18 protein-coding genes are annotated in these 16,612 nt (G+C 47.0%); 6 read left to right on the plus strand and 12 right to left on the minus strand.

Features of this window, described 5'->3' with window-relative positions; translation table 11 throughout:
- Nucleotides 1-114: 114 nt before the first annotated feature.
- Nucleotides 115-1,008: an alpha/beta hydrolase gene (locus HP568_RS13345; protein WP_173629318.1), complete on the minus strand. Its 894-nt coding sequence runs from the start codon at nt 1,006-1,008 to the stop codon at nt 115-117.
- A gap of 25 nt (nt 1,009-1,033) precedes the next feature.
- A complete protein-coding gene (locus HP568_RS13350) occupies nt 1,034-1,792 on the minus strand; it encodes an arylamine N-acetyltransferase family protein (protein ID WP_173629319.1) in 759 nt (252 codons plus the stop codon).
- A gap of 148 nt (nt 1,793-1,940) precedes the next feature.
- Here HP568_RS13350 and HP568_RS13355 point away from each other — a divergent pair, with 148 nt between their 5' ends.
- Nucleotides 1,941-2,825, plus strand: coding sequence for a LysR family transcriptional regulator (locus HP568_RS13355; protein WP_173629320.1), 885 nt, complete (start codon nt 1,941-1,943; stop codon nt 2,823-2,825).
- 36 nt (nt 2,826-2,861) lie between these two features.
- Here the strand turns inward: HP568_RS13355 and HP568_RS13360 are convergent, their stop codons facing one another.
- The 6 genes from HP568_RS13360 to HP568_RS13385 all read right to left on the minus strand — a co-directional run bounded on the left by HP568_RS13360 (nt 2,862) and on the right by HP568_RS13385 (nt 7,128).
- Nucleotides 2,862-3,629, minus strand: a complete 768-nt coding sequence (locus tag HP568_RS13360) for a potassium channel family protein (protein WP_048034088.1) — start codon at nt 3,627-3,629, stop codon at nt 2,862-2,864.
- Between the two features lie 147 nt (nt 3,630-3,776).
- Nucleotides 3,777-4,214 (minus strand): DUF350 domain-containing protein, encoded by a 438-nt coding sequence (locus HP568_RS13365; RefSeq protein WP_048034089.1) that lies wholly within the window; start codon nt 4,212-4,214, stop codon nt 3,777-3,779.
- Between the two features lie 21 nt (nt 4,215-4,235).
- Nucleotides 4,236-5,477, minus strand: coding sequence for a glutathionylspermidine synthase family protein (locus HP568_RS13370; RefSeq protein ID WP_173629321.1), 1,242 nt, complete (start codon nt 5,475-5,477; stop codon nt 4,236-4,238).
- Nucleotides 5,478-5,487: 10 nt separating this feature from the next.
- Nucleotides 5,488-5,748, minus strand: a complete 261-nt coding sequence (locus HP568_RS13375) for a hypothetical protein (protein ID WP_048034091.1) — start codon at nt 5,746-5,748, stop codon at nt 5,488-5,490.
- An 11-nt stretch (nt 5,749-5,759) separates the two neighbouring features.
- On the minus strand, nt 5,760-6,206 hold the full coding sequence (locus HP568_RS13380; RefSeq protein ID WP_173629322.1) for a hypothetical protein: 447 nt from the start codon (nt 6,204-6,206) through the stop codon (nt 5,760-5,762).
- Nucleotides 6,207-6,351: 145 nt separating this feature from the next.
- Complete coding sequence (locus HP568_RS13385; protein ID WP_173629323.1) at nt 6,352-7,128, minus strand: inositol monophosphatase family protein; 777 nt, start codon at nt 7,126-7,128, stop codon at nt 6,352-6,354.
- A gap of 112 nt (nt 7,129-7,240) precedes the next feature.
- Between HP568_RS13385 and HP568_RS13390 the strand changes: the two genes are divergently transcribed.
- On the plus strand, nt 7,241-7,618 hold the full coding sequence (locus tag HP568_RS13390; RefSeq protein WP_048034094.1) for a hypothetical protein: 378 nt from the start codon (nt 7,241-7,243) through the stop codon (nt 7,616-7,618).
- 47 nt (nt 7,619-7,665) lie between these two features.
- Here HP568_RS13390 and HP568_RS13395 read toward each other — a convergent pair whose 3' ends face one another.
- Entirely contained in the window at nt 7,666-8,154 is a 489-nt protein-coding gene (locus HP568_RS13395; RefSeq protein ID WP_048034095.1) for a PaaI family thioesterase, read from the minus strand.
- A 220-nt stretch (nt 8,155-8,374) separates the two neighbouring features.
- On the opposite strand from HP568_RS13395, the gene ilvD reads away from it, so the two are divergent.
- The 3 genes from ilvD (at nt 8,375) to HP568_RS13410 (ending at nt 12,161) form a co-directional block, all read left to right on the plus strand.
- The gene (gene ilvD, locus HP568_RS13400) at nt 8,375-10,051 is read left to right on the plus strand and encodes a dihydroxy-acid dehydratase (RefSeq protein ID WP_173629324.1); all 1,677 of its coding nucleotides are present in this window, start codon (nt 8,375-8,377) and stop codon (nt 10,049-10,051) included.
- A gap of 136 nt (nt 10,052-10,187) precedes the next feature.
- Nucleotides 10,188-10,796: an ArsR/SmtB family transcription factor gene (locus tag HP568_RS13405; RefSeq protein ID WP_173629325.1), complete on the plus strand. Its 609-nt coding sequence runs from the start codon at nt 10,188-10,190 to the stop codon at nt 10,794-10,796.
- 81 nt (nt 10,797-10,877) lie between these two features.
- The gene (locus HP568_RS13410) at nt 10,878-12,161 is read left to right on the plus strand and encodes an MFS transporter (protein ID WP_173629326.1); all 1,284 of its coding nucleotides are present in this window, start codon (nt 10,878-10,880) and stop codon (nt 12,159-12,161) included.
- Nucleotides 12,162-12,271: 110 nt separating this feature from the next.
- Here HP568_RS13410 and HP568_RS13415 read toward each other — a convergent pair whose 3' ends face one another.
- Entirely contained in the window at nt 12,272-12,772 is a 501-nt protein-coding gene (locus HP568_RS13415) for a C40 family peptidase (protein WP_173629327.1), read from the minus strand.
- A gap of 450 nt (nt 12,773-13,222) precedes the next feature.
- Between HP568_RS13415 and trmB the strand changes: the two genes are divergently transcribed.
- A complete protein-coding gene (gene trmB, locus HP568_RS13420) occupies nt 13,223-13,867 on the plus strand; it encodes a tRNA (guanosine(46)-N7)-methyltransferase TrmB (RefSeq protein ID WP_048034100.1) in 645 nt (214 codons plus the stop codon).
- A gap of 370 nt (nt 13,868-14,237) precedes the next feature.
- On the opposite strand, the gene HP568_RS13425 is transcribed toward trmB, so the two are convergent.
- Together HP568_RS13425 and HP568_RS13430 are read right to left on the minus strand one after the other, a co-directional pair.
- Complete coding sequence (locus HP568_RS13425) at nt 14,238-14,936, minus strand: DUF977 family protein (RefSeq protein WP_173629328.1); 699 nt, start codon at nt 14,934-14,936, stop codon at nt 14,238-14,240.
- Nucleotides 14,914-16,545, minus strand: coding sequence for an ATP-binding protein (locus HP568_RS13430; RefSeq protein ID WP_483862128.1), 1,632 nt, complete (start codon nt 16,543-16,545; stop codon nt 14,914-14,916). The genes HP568_RS13425 and HP568_RS13430 overlap by 23 nt, the downstream gene beginning before the upstream one ends.
- Nucleotides 16,546-16,612: the final 67 nt, after the last annotated feature.

The following is a 16,612-nucleotide window of genomic DNA, read 5'->3' on the forward strand; positions in this document are numbered from 1 at the left end:
TGTTTACTCGGAATTATAATTGGGATGGATTGCTCCGTCAATAACAAAATCAATATTCCACTTGAACATAATAAAAAAGCAACCGCTATCTCGTGCGGCTGCTTGCAACGTTTGTTATTTTGTTGTAAATACGTCTTTTAAAAAATTCGAAACCTGCGAACGTGCTTGAACCCCTTTATCGATAATCCCAGCCAGCCAAAAGAATCCATGGATCATTCCCTCATAGCACTTATATTCTACAGGAACTCCAGCTTCCCTCAGACGCTTGGCATATTCCGCACCATCGTCTCTTAAAGGATCGTATTCTGCTGTAATAATAAGTGTCGGTGGTAAATTCTCCAAGTCATTGTTCAATAAAGCTGAAGCAAATATATTGTATCTGTTAATTTCGTTACCTAAATAGTTTTGAGCTGCCCAGAAAACTCCCTTAGTCGTAAGCAAATAACCTTCGGCATTGTCACGGTATGATTGTGCCTTGTCGAAAGTCAAAGTAAGATCAAGGTTCGGATAAACTAATACCTGAGCCGCTAATGAGAGATTGTTATACTTTTGTGCCATCGTGGCAACTCCAGCAGCAAGATTTCCGCCTGCGCTGTCCCCACCAATTGCTATTCTTGTTTTATCTGCATTCAGCATGGAACAATTTTCAGCTACCCATTTGGTAGCTTCATAACAATCCTCTAGAGGAATCGGGAATTTATGAGTAAAAGCTTTGCGATACCCAACTGAAACAACAATACACTCAGCTTCATGTGCTATGTTTCGGCATAAGGTATCCACTTCATTAATGTCTCCTGCCACCCATCCACCACCATGCAAATAAACAAAAACAGGTAATGAATCTCTTTCATTTGGCGTATAAACTCGAACCTTGATATCACCGTTCTTTACAGGAATTTGAAAATCCTCTACTTTCGATACAGCTTTTGGTTCCCCATGCTCTCCATGAAGGGAAGTAACATCATTCACTCGTGTAAGATATGTTTTGGCTTGTGGATCTAAGGTCATAAATTAGTCCTCCTAAATTTTTTTATCAAATCTTGATCTGAAAATAGCGACGAGCCGTCTCCTCAATCTCGTGTTCTTCCAGTTTTTGTTTTGTTTTCTCTTTGCCGTTAACGATGATTAACGTATTTCCTAACAAGGTGATACGTCCATTTTCCGTCACTCTGGAAAGGAAATACATCTTGTTGAACATGGATTCAGGAGATGTTTCCGTTAGAACACAGATTGGATGGATGTTCTCTAAATTCCATTGACGGGAAGGTGTATCAAATCGATATTGATTTTCCCACTCCTCGTCGGTCTTCTTTTGCAAATAGTAAAGGGACTGGGTCTCATCCTTGTATACGCGGTAAACTCCATCACTATCAATAACCTCACCGCCACTCATTGGAACAGGGAGTCGTGGCGAATTACCGCCCATGCCTACATCCACCAAGTATTCCTCGTTATCTAGCGGTACGATGTTGAACAAATGGGCGTTTTCAAGAGCCCAGACCCCATTTCCTACATAGACTGTTCCTGCCATCAGATAAGGCGCAAATCCCAGTTCTTTTAGCAGAAAATAAAATATTCCGTTTAACTCGTAGCACACTCCACCCTTTTTAGCATGGACAATTTTTTGATAGAGGTCTTCTTCACGCAAAGATAGAGGTTTTTTTGCGAGAATGTCGAGATTCTCAAAGTGAACGTTGAGTGCATGCTGTTTTTGGAGATGGGATAAATAGGCGAGATTCCGCTCTCCTTTTCTTTCAGCCTGAATGTGGTCTAAATATTTTTGGGTGTCCATGATGTCATTCACCTCATTTTTATACTTAATCATTTAAAATGTTTTCGTTTACGCTTTTATTATAAAGTTGATCATTGATAAATAAAAATATATATTTATTTATCATATTAATAACATTGGATATATCAATGCGAGGTGGGAACAAAAGATGGAATTGCTCCAACTCAAGTATTTTCAAACAGTTGCTCGTACGGAACATATGACAAGAGCAGCAAAGGAATTGCGCATAGCCCAACCAGCTCTCAGTGTTACCATCGCACGTTTAGAGGAAGAATTAGGGGTACCGTTATTTGATCGTGTCGGGCGACAAATCCGCCTGAATGTTTTCGGAAAAGCTTTTCTGAACAAGGTGGATATAGCTCTTGGAGCCTTAGACGATGGAAAACGCGAAATTTCAGACCTGGCTGGATTGGAACGTGGAAGTGTTTTGTTGGCTACGACAACCTTGAATCGGGTATCTGAATTGCTAGCACCTTTTCTATCCTTATATCCCCATATCAGCTTTCGCATCACCCAAGCAACGACAGAGGAATTGAAGGTTCAACTGCTCGAAAAAGGGGAAATCGACTTTTGCCTCACTTCTTCCTCGATTGATCGGCCGGGAATCTGCAATCTATCCTTATTGACGGAAGAAATCGTACTGGCAGTGCCAAGTGCGCATCGTCTCGCAGGCCGCCATCGAATCCACCTCAGCGAAGTAGCAAATGATCCGTTCATCAGTCTAAAACCGGGGTATAGCTTCCGTGAGATCACCGATGATTTCTGTCGAGAGGCTGGTTTTAGACCCAATATCGTATGTGAAGGGGACGAACCTGCAGCCATCAGCGGCTTGGTACGAGCTGGCCTTGGTGTTGCATTTTTACCAATTGCCGCCAAAAAGGAATTACCACCGCTTACGCTCCTTCATATTGAGGAGCCTGTTTGCCAATGGACTCCTCATTTGGTTTGGCATGAAAAGCACTACTTGTCACTTGCTGCACAGACCTTTCGTGAATTTGTTGTACAGCATTACGCTCTCGAAAAAATCACATAAAAAAGCTGCCAGGCCTAATGCCTGACAGCTCTCCCCTTATTCCTCACTCTTTTTCCTCGTTCGACGATACAGCAAATCCATACTTTCTTTGAGTGTCTCATACTCGCGCTCGGTCAAGTTTTCGATCTGTTGGATATTGGCGATCGTCTGCTTTTTGATCTCTTCGGTTAAGCGATCTTTCTCATCCTGGCTTTTGCTTTCATGTGTCTCTGTCCAGTGCGTAGCAAAATTCGCCGTCAAAGCTCCCAGCATCCCGATCCCCGTTATCATCAAGATCGTCGCCATGATCCTTCCACCTGCCGTCACAGGCGAAATATCACCGTAGCCGACTGTCGTGGTTGTCACTATCGACCACCACAACGCATCAGAGAAGCTTTTGATATTCTCGTTTACACCATATTCGAGCAAATAAATAGCAGTCGAGCTCCACAGCATAATGATCGTGACGACACCAAATACTTGACGCATCGGGCCTGATCGAATGATTCCCAGTAAAAATGGCGAAGCACGCACGATGCGCACCAGCCGAAGCACGCGCATGATTCTGGCTAAATACAAATAAGAGTCCAATGGAATCATTGCGATCAGATCGAACCAGTTAGCAAAAACGAATTTTCGCTTGTCTTTCGCCCTCCATAGCCGGAACAGATACTCGGCAATCAGCAGGATGATCAGCCCATTGTCTACCTTGTCCATCAATTCATCAGTCAGCAGAGGATGATTAGAGAAGTCTGCGAACAACAGGATCGCATACGTAATCACGAGCATAATGATAAAAATCTCATACATGACGCGCCAGAACAAAAAAACTCCTCCCTGTGCTCATAAGTGCTTGTTCAAAATATGATCTGTTCCGCATCGAAAAAGAGGCGAGAACCTGAAGCGGGAGGAGCCAAATGTAGAGAACCTACACGAGCACCAGACTTCGAAGGTGAACGCCTCTTTCCATGCTTAGTAGCTGATCAGCGCAGCCATCAACAAGCCCGCAGCAATACTCAACCGCGAAGCGAAAATACCGACGGATACGTTCCCGTTCGGAATTTCAGACACGACTTTAAATGGTGTGACCCATTCGAACAAATAAAAAATGATGACTTGAAATACCATTCCTACAATACCCCAGATGACCAAATCCCACAAGTTAACGGAGTGGTATACAGCCGAAGCGAGGACGATTGCCAAACCGATGATTTTCCCTCCCAAATCGTGCGAGGCTGCTTTTGCCGCTGCCATTTTCTTCGGATCATCAGTCTGTGCTCCCTGCTTGATCAGATCAAACTCCTTGTAAGGAGTCGTAATCGTAAATACAAAAATCCCCACAGCCAATATCGGAATGGTCACTGCCAAATACGCTAAAAAGTTTAATACGTAATCCAATTGTCCCAACATGTAAGTTGTCCTCTCCTTTCGCTACTTGTCTATGCCGACCGGCAAATAATATGACAGGTTGTTTGTAATCGGTCCCCCGACACGGGCTACAATTGCTGATGCCTCAGTGCCGATCCAAAAGGACCCCCAGAGCAGCCGTCCAGCATAAGCTCCCTTCATCGTCTGAACCGTTATCTCTGGAAGCTCCACCCGTTTCTGATAAACCATCGGCTGCTCCCAGTAAAACTCTTCCTGATCCTTCTCTTGCAGCGTACCATCTGATGCAAACAGCATGACACCGCCACCTTCCCGTCCAAAAATCGGCTTCGTGACGTAGTCCTCCCTGCCTGCAAATCGATTTTCAAAATAAGTCGGCAGCATGTAAGCTTCGATGATCGCGTGTTCCTCTTCAGTGAAAAATTCATTCGCCTCATGCAAGTTCCAGATGAGCGCCTGCAAAGCCTTCGTCTGAATGAGAAACGCAGAAGGAGGATTAATAATGGCCAGCTTTTTGCGGGCAATCAACGAAAGCACATGCTCACCAGTCGGGTAGCCATCTTCATCCTGTTCTACCGCCAGCTTTTCCAAAGCATGCAGACGGTACAGCACATCAACTGGCAGTAGCTCCTCTTTCTCCTTTACATAGAGACGATCTTGCCAAACACGCAAATGCTCCAAAGCGGCAAACCGGGCAGAAAGACCCGATTGGTTCAGTAAGTACAGGGTCGTTCCCTTGTCTTCCTCATGCCAGTCAAGCGAGCTAAACCAGACAGAATCCGTGTCATAGCCCTGCGCCCGATATGCGTCGATTACCTTGCTGAACGCTGAACGCAACTGCTGCTCCATCCCTTCATTCGGGTCCTCACGCAGGAAATGACGACAAGCACGACCGTTCACATAAAAAGCCTCGACGATTCCTGTAGGGGTATCGCTGTTGCACTCAAGCATCTTCAAACCTTGTGTCGTCTGGGCAAAATCAAAGCGTCCTATCACAGTCGGCACTGTTTGGGAAACGACGACCCTGACTGCCTGCAATGCCTGCTTTGGCACTCCTAGTTCCAACAACAGGGAGTCCTCTGCTCGCTGCAATACCGGGACGACCTTTGTAAAGATTTGCCCAAGCCGCTCGGTTGCCTTCTTGATTTCCTCACGAAAGGAGGAAGGGATCAGGTGGATATCATAAAGCGCATACTCCTCGCCATACATCCAATCCCAGGTAAAAACGCCCTCTTCCCGCATCGGGCCATACAGTGCCTCTCGTTCTCGTCGGTTATGGTCTTCCACTTCCCTCACCTCACCCGGAGCTGGAATAGCCCGAGCTGCCGATACCGCCCTTGGAGCTGCTCGTGCTTATCCCACTCGATACTCCGGATTTGCCCTTATAAGACCTGTAAGTAGAGCTCGAACCTCCACTGCTGCTGCTATCGTCACAATAGCCGTCATTGTCGTTATCGTAGCAATCATCATCATAGTCATCCCCGGAAGAACAACCGCTGATCGCAAGTGCGGCTGCGACGAACAGACCGACTACTTTCTTCGATTTCGTTTGTGCCATTTTTCTTCCTCCTACACTGGCTTCGCGTAGTAAACATAAACCTGCCGATCTTCATCCACCTCGGCTGATGTCTTCTCCCATTCGCGTCCATTCACGTACAAATAGTCGCTTTGCAAATGCAAGAGAGCATCGTCATCGTCCTTGAAGTAAAACGTGTGTACGAGCGGATAAACGCTTGCATTTTCTTGATATTCACGCATTTCGATCTGGATGCTGCCCCAGCGTGCAGTCACAGCCTCCGCGTAATCGACAGCCTGCTCTTCTGTTGAGCGCTTGACGTAAATGACATACGTGCCGTTCTCGATTGCACAGGACGTCTTTTCATAAACGACATGCCCCTTCACCAAATAATCGCAAGCGAAACGCAAGGAGACCTCATCTTTGTTCACGTTGTCGTAGTAAAACTGAATAGGGTATCCTCTCGCCTCATCCAGCAGCCGATATTCCATTCGTGCCATTTTTCTCACCTCTTTTACCTATCACAGAATAGCAAATCATTCGCAACAATTTTATACGTGCGCTGAAACATTTGGTTGCCAATAAATGAAAAGAAATCCAGCAGAGCCATAAACCGCTACATTAGTCCTGCTTCTTTTGTACCCGTTACTGTCGAATCATACTGCGAATCGTTTCATGCAAAGGTCCGTTGCTCGCCACTAATGAAGGAGTGTGATCTTGCTGGAATGGCTCATGCTGATACGGTTTTCCAGACCAGTTCGTAATCGTTGCACCCGCCTCCTTGGCGATGACAATTCCGGCGGCCACATCCATAATATTGGATCGTTGCATCACGATATAATCGAGCCATCCGTTTGCCAACAAGCACCAGTCCAGTGCAGGCGCAATATTTCGCATGAGACGCTTGGTCTGGAATACAAACGGTTCCGTAAACGCCATCTCTTCTTCCTTCGTTACCGTGTCGCGTCCACGGATGTATGTACCGACTGCACGAGTGAGGTCTTGGCGGTGATTGACATTCAATCGTTTTCCGTTCAAATAGGCTCCTTTTCCTTTCTCCGCCCAAAACATTTGACCCGCTACCGGATTGTAGACGACGCCTAGCACCAGCTCGCCCTTGTGCTGCAACGCAATCGAGATCGAGAAATACGGGTAGCCGATAAAATAGTTATTCGTTCCATCTAAAGGATCGATAATCCACAGATACTCTTCCTCGCGGGAAACCATTCCGACCTCTTCTGAAAAAATGGTATGTGTCGGGAAGTGGCGATGCAGTACCTCAATAATGCGCTGTTCACTGCCTTTATCCTCTGGCAGCTTCACGTCGTTATGCAATTCCTCATCGGGCACGAGCTGTTCGAGAAAACGTTCCTTCAAAAACGCTCCCGCGACACTTGCTGCTTCTTTTGCAATTTCGATCATGACATTTCGCTCCTTTATTACGTTTGGAACACTTTTTTGAACAACCTTCCACTTGCACTTGCCTAGGAAACATTACTAATATAGAAAGACACCCGAAGGAGGGGGGATAAACATGAACACCGACTTCATTCGGCTGAAAAATATGGAAGGTGAACTCAAATTCACCCAAATGAACAATAGCTACGGCTTCTCTGTCACCACAAAGGAGCTCGTTTTTTTCAAGCCACACATGACCTACCATTTGTTTTTGCAGGATATCATCAGCATGGTTCCGCTGAAGCTGGACGCTAGCCCTGTCACGTTTCGGCATCAGAGTGAAACGGTTCACGCCTCGTTTGGTTCCGATTACTACAAGCTGACCGTCAAGTGGGCGCGGATTGTTTCGCGGTCCGGTATCGTCGAAAAAGAAGACATGGAGTTTATCGTGCCGCTTTCCACCAAAATGCTCACGTATATTTCGGAATACAGCGGTCTTGTTATCATCAAATAGCACCGTCAACCCTCGTTCTCACCTGTTTGGTGTAGAGCAAGGGTTTTTTATTTCCGATCATTTTTGGATAGCACAATGAACGTTCCTGTACCGTGGGCGATCCGCCTATCCCGATCATCGTAAACACTACCCTCCATGACGACCAGCGTGTTTCCGCGGTGTAAAAAGCTCGCCTCCGCGCGAAGCCGCTCCCCGATTCCCGGAAGCAAATAATTGATCTTTAGCTCTGTCGTCACTGCATACTGATTGGGTGGCAAGGACCGATTGATCAAGGAGCCCATCGTTGAATCGATCAAGGTCGCGAGAATTCCTCCATGAACAACTCGCCCTGAATTGTGCATAAAAGGGGTCAGAGGCAATTCGAAGCGATACGACTGTCTTTCTTCGTCTATGAATTCTCCCTTTAACCCAAGAAATCCAGAGATAAACGCGCTATTCCGTTCCCGCTTTTGATGAATGGCAGCAACAGCCAGCTCGAGAATACGGCGCTCCTCTTCATTCCCGTCCGACCAGATGTTTTTTAATTCATCTAACATTTTGTTCACTCCAACCGAAATAGAATCGATTCTTCTATTTTATCCCAAACAAGCTGATTTCGCTATGATTCCTAAGCTTATGGCAATCGAGAGCAGCTGTCCGAATCATTCGAGACTGAGCAAATGTTCAGACTTTTACAGTTGTTTCTGTTATTAAAAATTGATAAGATAGTTCAAAATATAAGACAGGCATTTCCGCATTGGAAGGGAGTTTTTCAAATTGGCCAGACAACGAAGTGACATGATCAAAAAAGGATTCGACCGCGCACCACACCGCAGCTTGCTCCGTGCAGCAGGTGTAAAGGATGAGGATTTCGATAAACCGTTTATCGCCATTTGCAACTCGTACATCGACATTATTCCAGGTCACGTGCACTTGCAGGAGTTTGGAAAGCTGGTCAAAGAAGCCGTTCGTGCTGCTGGCATGGTTCCATTCGAATTCAATACGATTGGTGTTGACGACGGAATCGCTATGGGACATATCGGGATGCGCTACTCCCTCCCGAGCCGCGAGATCATCGCAGACAGCTTGGAAACCGTTGTTGCTGCTCACTGGTTTGACGGCATGATCTGTATTCCGAACTGTGACAAGATCACGCCTGGGATGATCATGGGTGCACTTCGTGTCAACATTCCAACCGTCTTTGTAACCGGTGGTCCTATGAAAGCCGGAAAAACGAGTGATGGCCGCTCCATCTCACTTTCCTCCGTATTCGAGGGTGTCGGAGCTCACCAAGCAGGCTTGATCAACGACCAGCAACTCGAAGAGCTGGAGCAATATGGATGCCCGACTTGCGGTTCCTGTTCCGGTATGTTTACAGCAAACTCGATGAACTGTCTGCTTGAAGCCATCGGTTTGGCTCTGCCTGGCAACGGTACCGTACTCGCTGTCTCTCCTGAACGTCGCGAGCTGGTGCAATCATCTGCTGAAAAACTGAAAAATCTGATTGAACGCGACATTAAGCCACGCGACATCGTGACACTCGAGGCAATCGACGATGCATTCGCACTTGACATGGCGATGGGTGGGTCAACCAATACCGTTCTCCATACACTGGCTATCGCACAAGAAGCAGGCATCGAATACCCGATCGAGCGCATCAACGAAGTAGCGAAGCGCATTCCACATATTTGCAAGCTGGCGCCTTCCTCCGACTATCATATCGAGGATTGCCACGAGGCAGGCGGCGTATCAGCAGTTTTGAAAGAAATCGCGAAAAAAGCAGGCGCGATCCATCCAGACCGTATCACTGTCACGGGCAAAACCCTTGGCGAAAACATCGCTGACGCCGAAATCAAAAATGATCAAGTCATTCGTCGTCTGGACAACCCGTACAGCGCTTCTGGCGGTCTCGCTGTTCTGTTCGGCAACCTGGCGGAGCAAGGCTCGATCATCAAAACAGGCGGTGTCGATCCTTCTATTAAAAAGCACGAAGGTCCAGCCATCTGCTTCGACTCCCAAGAGGAGGCTCTGGCAGGAATCGCTGCTGGCAAAATCAAATCCGGTCATGTTGTCGTCATCCGCTACGAGGGACCTAAAGGCGGCCCAGGTATGCCAGAAATGCTAGCTCCTACCTCACAAATCGTGGGTATGGGCCTCGGTAAAGAAGTCGCTCTCGTTACAGACGGACGCTTCTCCGGTGCATCTCGCGGGATCAGTATCGGCCACGTGTCTCCAGAAGCCGCAGAAGGCGGTCCAATTGCCTTCGTACAGGACGGAGATATCATCTCGATTGACCTCGAGGAGCGCACGATCGAGCTACACGTGGATGAAGCCGAGCTGGCTCGCCGCAAAGAAGACTGGAAAGAATTCGAGCCAAAAGTAAAAACAGGCTATCTGGCTCGTTACTCCAAGCTGGTAACGAATGCGAGCATGGGTGGTATTTTGAAAATCTAGTGTTGCAAGTAAAGGCAAAACCCTTCCTTTGTGAATCACCGTCACTCAGGAAGGGTTTTTGTATTGACTTTTCCATCTATTCCCTCATACAATCAAGTTAATAAATTTTAACTGGTTAAAAGGATTGTGATGAATATTGGAGCAAAAGTCGATTTTTATCATCGAAAACTATGATCAGCTAAAAGTGATCAGTGACCCGTTACGCACAAAAATGCTGATGCGTCTGGTGGAAAAGCCGCACACAGGGCAACAGCTTTCCCAGCTTTTTGGACTGTCCCGTGCGAAGATTCTGTACCACCTGCGTGAGCTGGAGAAGCATGGCATCATCCAGTTGGTTAAAAAGGAAGAAAAGGGCGGCAACATTCTCAAGTACTATCAGGCGGTGGCAAGAGGCTTCATACCTGCTGATCATCTGCTCACGTATACGGAGTCGAAGGAGGCTACCAGACAATCCTATGTCGAAGTGTTGCAACGGGCGAAAACAAGAGCGCTCAGTGCTCCTGAAGAAGCCTTTGCACTGACGTCAACGGAAGTCGAGAAATGGCCGCGCATCTCCCTACAGTCTGAAGTCAGAGTCAGCGAGAAGGCGTTTGTGTCCTTTTTGCAAAAATACCGGAGCCTACTCCACGAATTGCAGCAAAGCTCCCTGGATGACCCCTCTTCGCAGCAAGATTACTACCTAATGATTACGGGATTTCAAATTGATGAACCGTTATTCAAAAAGGATGGACAGGCAAGTATATGAAAAACCTATTCGAGTAGGTTTTTCTTTCGGACACATGGTTAATATTTTTTAACCGGTTAATATTAAGGAGAGTGAATTTTCATGGAAGCTGTCCCCAAGCAAACTAACCTTCCGTCGGCAGATACATCCCGCTTGTTTTCGAAACCTTTTACCCTTCTTTGGATGTCCGCCCTTTGTTCCGGACTCAGTATCTCACTCTTTCTTTTCTCGCAAACTTGGTATATCATCCAGGTTTTATCTCAGGAGGCCTCATTAGGCATCGTATTTATGGCGGCAACCATTCCCAGGATCGTCTTCATGCTGATAGGCGGAACGCTCGCTGATCGGATGAGCAAAAAGAGCATCCTGTCAATCACGAGCATGTTGAAAGCATTTTTGATGCTGTTGCTTGGAGGAATCATCTTGTGGGGGTATTCCTCGCTTGCCCTGTTTGTTTGTTTCGCTTTCTTCTTCGGTACCATTGATGCCTTTTATTGGCCCGCTCAAAATTCGTTCATACCGTCAATCGTACCCTCTTCTTCCCTTTTGCGTGCGAATTCTGTGCTGCAAACGACAAGCCAAACCTCACAGCTGCTCGGTCCTGTTCTTGCCGGTTTTGTGATTGAGTGGGGAAGTTACCCCGTTTTATACGGCTTTGTGGGGTTACTTCTTCTCGTTGCAAGTGTATCTGCATGGTGCATGCCGAAACAGGAACAAGCTGTTCTTTCCAAGCCACAGCAAAGGCTCAAGGAATCTATACAGGAAAGCTTCTGTTATGTCAAACAATCGGATTTCCTTCCCTTGCTATTGACCTCCATCATCTGCCTGAACGTATTTTTGATGGGCCCCTTATACATCGGTTTGCCGATTTTTGTAGATCAGGTGTTAGCTGGTTCTACCCTACAGTACAGCTTTTTGGAAGGGGCACTCGCTTTTGGCATGCTTGCCGGGGCAATCGTGCTCGCACTCACGACACTGGGTCAAAACAGGTTGCAGATCACCTTTCTTTTCATGATGATGCAAGCGCTTGTCTTCTTTGCTTTTAGTCTCACTCAACAGTTCTGGCTCAGCTTGCTTATTCTATTTACGCTCGGCGTCACGTTTTCTCTCATTAATATTCCGATTCTCTCTCTTGTGCAGGAAAAGGTACCACAAGCCTCGTTGGGGAAAGTCATGAGTTTGGTCTCGCTTTCCTCTCTTGGTTTGCAGCCGATTTCACAGGCGCTGACGAGTCTTTTGATCGCATGCGGACTAACGGCCAAGGAGGTTATGCTGCTTGCCTCCATCCCTCTCTTCATTGCTTCCTGTTTCTTTTATTGGCGGCAAAAGTACGCACGGCCTGCAAAGAGATCCGATTGCGTTTTGCGCGAAAGCAAAAAGGGATGATCTGCAATGGATCATCCCTTTTCTTTCGTATTTACAAGACTTTCCTGTTCACTCATCGCAACTTTACCGCGTGCGAGACGTATTAGTAAGTAGAGAGCCAGACGAGTAGTTTACAAGACTCGCCGTGCCGAAACGAAGCGTTTCTCCCAGGTCGTACCCTTAAAGGTCGAATACGTCACTCCCGGTTTTCCATATGTATGTAAGAGTTTGTTGTTGCCTGCATAAATCGCCACGTGTGTAATCCGTTTGGACGTCGTCGTTGTACTCGCCTTGAAGAACACCAGGTCTCCTTTTTTCAAGTTCGACTTGGACACACTCGTTCCTACCTTGGCTTGATCGCGAGAAGTGCGTGGCAAGCTCTTGCCGACTGCGACTTTAAAAACGCGCTTTGTAAAGGAAGAGCAATCAAATACGGCTGTGGTATTACTGCTCGCACCGAATTTATAAGGAGTACCCATATACTTTCTTCCCGTGGCAATGACCTTGTCCGCCTTGGATTGCGTCCACGCTGCCTCGGCTACATTTTGCTCTCCCGGCAGTGGAGCGACAATCGTTGTGACTCCCAATGCTACTCCCATTACGATTCCTATGAGGGCTTTTTGTAATTTCATGCTGTTCATCCTCCCTTTTCTTTTGAAAAAAGATCCCTGCTCAACAAGGGACCATTTTATGCAAAGTTTGGCTGACCTCTCACTTGTTCTCTACTTTACCAAAGCTCACACTCTATGAAATTACCAAAAACTTACCAAAAACTATTTTTCCAACTGGATACGATTACCGCTTGACGCCTTCACGCTTGATTTAACAGGCATTCCTCAAATTTTCAGTCTATTTCCTTACCAGAATGTCCCTCGCAAATTGGCAAAATTTATCCAGCCCCCATTTGTTAAAACCCGCGTTCCATGCGACTTTTGTCCTAGATCCATTTACAAAAATCCCCTTTTGCCTCCCTTTTCACGTAATCTGCATTTGGAATCTCGCTTCCCTTTCTTCTCTCTCTACTTGCAACTAGCAGGGAGTCATCGTAAAGTAGATAGGAGTTCGTTTTGAAGGAGGCACATATGCGACTGCGTAACATTCCAGGTGCCGAAGCGGCCCTGAGAGAATATCCGACGTTCGTAGACAATCCCCTTTCCTATAAAGGAAATTGGAAGGAACGCTTCGGGAATAACAATCCGATTCACGTGGAGATCGGCTGCGGAAAAGGACGTTTCATTAATACATTGGCCGAGCGTCACCCTGACATCAATTTCATTGCGGTTGAACTGAAGGCGGAGGTCGTTCTGCGCGCTGTCCAGCGTACGGAGTACAAAGCTGTTCCGAATCTGGCTTTTGTCCAGTTCGACGCTTCCAAGTTGACCGAGTTGTTTGCCGATCACGAAATTTCTCGCATCTATCTGAACTTTAGTGATCCGTGGCCAAAAACCCGTCATGCGAAACGCCGTCTTACTTACAAAAGCTTCTTGAACACCTATCGTCAGGTGCTTGTGGCAGACGGTGAGCTTCATATGAAGACAGATAATGAGAACCTTTTTGAGTTTTCACTCAACCAATTCGCTGCGGAGCGCTTCCAGATGCGCAATATCACCTTTGACCTGCACCAGTCCAAGCTGGCAGCGGATAATGTGATGACGGAGTATGAGGAGCGCTTTTCTTCTCGTGGGCAACGCATTTATCGGGTGGAAGCGAGCTGTGTGATTAAGTAAATCTAAAATCCTATTGGTTTGAGTCAACATAGGGGAGGAGAAGAAAAAGCACAGTTCTCTTTGACTCTGACACGCCAGCAGGGGGATTCACTGGCCGTCTCCACTTCCAAAAGGGGACCGTCGAGCCAAAGCCACCCTATGGGCGGAAGTTTCTCAAGGAAGAAGTGTTCGACAAGCGTGGTCCCCTTTTGGAAGTTCCGACTGGGTAGGCGTTGTCAAGGTCTACGAGCCCTGCGCTTTTTCTTCTCGCCAGCTTTCGTTGGTTCATCGGAACCTTTTAAATGCTTAACAGAAATCATTATTATGCATAAAAAAACCCTCCACGCTCTTAAGTAAGCTTTGGAACTTACTTGATGACGTGGAGGGTTTTTTATTCTTTTTGCCGCCCGACGCTCTTGTATACGCGCTCTGGACGGCCGACGACACCGTATGAAAGGTCTGCGATGGCGTCTCCTTTGGCTACCAGATATTCTAGGTATCGCCTTGCTGTTGAACGGCTAATGCCTGTTTCTTTGCTGACCAAATCGGTCGTGGCCTCCTGTGTCTGCATGAGAAAGCCTGAAATCTTGTCCAGAGTAATTTGGTCGATCCCTTTAATTGCCCTTGTCTCGGTAGTCTTCTTTTGGCCAGTCCGGGCAATGAGCTCATCGATTTGGGCTTGACTGATCTGATCGGTGTCTTTTTTCCAATCGCTTACCTTTTGCCTGAACTCCTGATAATTCCGTAACGTTTGTTGCAGACGCGCAAAGATAAGTGGCTTGGTAATAAAATCGAATACGCCATAGCGGATCGCCTCTACAACCGCATCCACTTCTTTGGCAGCAGTGAGCATGATGACATCTGTTGTAGGGAACTGCTCCTTTATGATCGATAAAAAATCGAGGCCGTCCATATCCGGAAAATAAATGTCGAGCAACACAAGATCAGGCTGCAAAATTTCCATTTGGTCCTTGGCTTCTTGCCCATTCGTAGCAATGCCAATCACCTGGTAACCCTCTACTTTTTCCACGAAGCGTCGGTTTACTTCTGCAATTCTCAGGTCGTCTTCAATAATGAGTACCCGTATCACCTCTAACGGCCTCCTTCCGTTCTGCCGTACGTGCATCCTTTGGTATCGTCACAGTAAAAATCGTTCCGCCTACCGGATTTCCCGTATGCGAAATACTGCCGTGTACATGTAAAACAGCATGTTTGACTAAGTGCAGTCCGTAGCCATGATTCTGCTGTTGTTTGGTAGAGAAGCCCAGTTCAAAGATTCGTTCAGCATTTTCTTCGGAGATGCCTGGTCCTCGGTCCTCTACCTCTATGAGCAAGACCTCTTCCATATTGAGCAAAAAGATCGTGATTTCTGGTGCAAAAGCGCCTGGTGCTTTTACAGCATCCATCGCATTATCTATCAAATTGCCAAGAATGACAATCAGTTGCGAGCGATCAATCGAGGCAGGAATGTCACGGAAGTTACTTTCCGGATCAATTTTCAATTCCACTTTGCGTTCGTTGGCTTGATTCAGCTTCCCGAGCAACAAGCCACCTATCAGCGGGTCAGGGACTTCTTGCATAATAAACGTCGTATTGTGGACATGCACATTTAGCTCAGCAGAGATCGTTTCAATGGCTTCCTGGTACGATTCAAGCTGGATGAGGCCTGATATGAGATGCAGTTTGTTGGAATACTCATGCGTCTGGGAACGAAGGACTTCCGCATACTCCTTCACTCGTGACAGCTCCTGTGTGACCTCGAACAGCTCCGACCGATTGCGAAAGCTCGCTACTGCACCCATAACATGGCGCTCCTTATCCATAATCGGGACCCGGTTCACGACTAATACATGCCCGTCCACATTTGTTTCGCGGTCAAATTCGGCTTTCCCTGTCTCAATCACCTCATGAAGGCCCAGCGAACGAACCAGCTCGTCCTGTTTGTCCATGATACTGTCTTTATCCTTCGCTTTCCCCAGCATATGGAGCGCGGTCTGATTTGCGAGCGTGATCGCTCCTTCCTTATTGACTGCCACAATGCCTTCGCGAATCGATTCCAGTACAGCTTGATTTTCCTGATACAATCGCCCGATTTGTTCAGGCTCCAAACCAAATATCGCTTTCTTTACATTTTGTGAAAGAATGAGCGTAGCCACCACACCCAAGAGCAAGGTGACGATGCCGATGACGAAGATTCGATTGCGATACGATTCGATCGTTTCATTTATATCCTCAAACAAAAATCCGACAGAAACGACCCCCATCACCTTTCCTTCCTCATCATAGATCGGAGTCTTTCCTCTGAGTCCGGGGCCAAGCGAACCGACGGTCTCCGAGATGATGGATTGCCCCTCAAATACTGCTTCGTTGTCGCCTCCCACCATCTTTTTGCCAATCTGCTCTGGATCAGGATGTGAATAGCGGATGCTTTGCAAATTTCCTACGGTGATAAATGCCGCATTCGTGTCCACACGTATTTTTTCCACGATTGGATTGATAATCTTGGCAGGATCTTCTGCGTCAAACGCCTGTTTGATCTCGGACATCTGCGCGACGGTCTTGGCGGTATGCAGTGCGCGCGTCCCGATCTCATGCTCCAATACGCCTGCCAGCATCTGTTCAAACATCGTACCGAGTATGACAATCACGCCAAAAAGGAGCGAGCAAATAATCAACATCAGCTTGCTGTGAAAACGCACATCGTTCCCTCCTCTTCTTCTCATTGTATCTCATTTCGCTTGATGACGAAAAAAGAGGCCATGAGCA

This window comes from Brevibacillus sp. MS2.2 (assembly GCF_013284345.1).
Classification (GTDB): domain Bacteria; phylum Bacillota; class Bacilli; order Brevibacillales; family Brevibacillaceae; genus Brevibacillus; species Brevibacillus brevis_C.

Coding starts and splice junctions, on each gene's coding strand:
- HP568_RS13345 (WP_173629318.1), bottom strand. CDS start 1,008: ATGACCTTAGATCCACAAGCCAAAACATATCTTACACGAGTGAATGAT.
- HP568_RS13350 (WP_173629319.1), bottom strand. CDS start 1,792: ATGGACACCCAAAAATATTTAGACCACATTCAGGCTGAAAGAAAAGGA.
- HP568_RS13355 (WP_173629320.1), top strand. CDS start 1,941: ATGGAATTGCTCCAACTCAAGTATTTTCAAACAGTTGCTCGTACGGAA.
- HP568_RS13365 (WP_048034089.1), bottom strand. CDS start 4,214: ATGTTGGGACAATTGGATTACGTATTAAACTTTTTAGCGTATTTGGCA.
- HP568_RS13375 (WP_048034091.1), bottom strand. CDS start 5,748: ATGGCACAAACGAAATCGAAGAAAGTAGTCGGTCTGTTCGTCGCAGCC.
- HP568_RS13380 (WP_173629322.1), bottom strand. CDS start 6,206: ATGGCACGAATGGAATATCGGCTGCTGGATGAGGCGAGAGGATACCCT.
- HP568_RS13385 (WP_173629323.1), bottom strand. CDS start 7,128: ATGATCGAAATTGCAAAAGAAGCAGCAAGTGTCGCGGGAGCGTTTTTG.
- HP568_RS13390 (WP_048034094.1), top strand. CDS start 7,241: ATGAACACCGACTTCATTCGGCTGAAAAATATGGAAGGTGAACTCAAA.
- HP568_RS13395 (WP_048034095.1), bottom strand. CDS start 8,154: ATGTTAGATGAATTAAAAAACATCTGGTCGGACGGGAATGAAGAGGAG.
- HP568_RS13410 (WP_173629326.1), top strand. CDS start 10,878: ATGGAAGCTGTCCCCAAGCAAACTAACCTTCCGTCGGCAGATACATCC.
- HP568_RS13415 (WP_173629327.1), bottom strand. CDS start 12,772: ATGAAATTACAAAAAGCCCTCATAGGAATCGTAATGGGAGTAGCATTG.
- trmB (WP_048034100.1), top strand. CDS start 13,223: ATGCGACTGCGTAACATTCCAGGTGCCGAAGCGGCCCTGAGAGAATAT.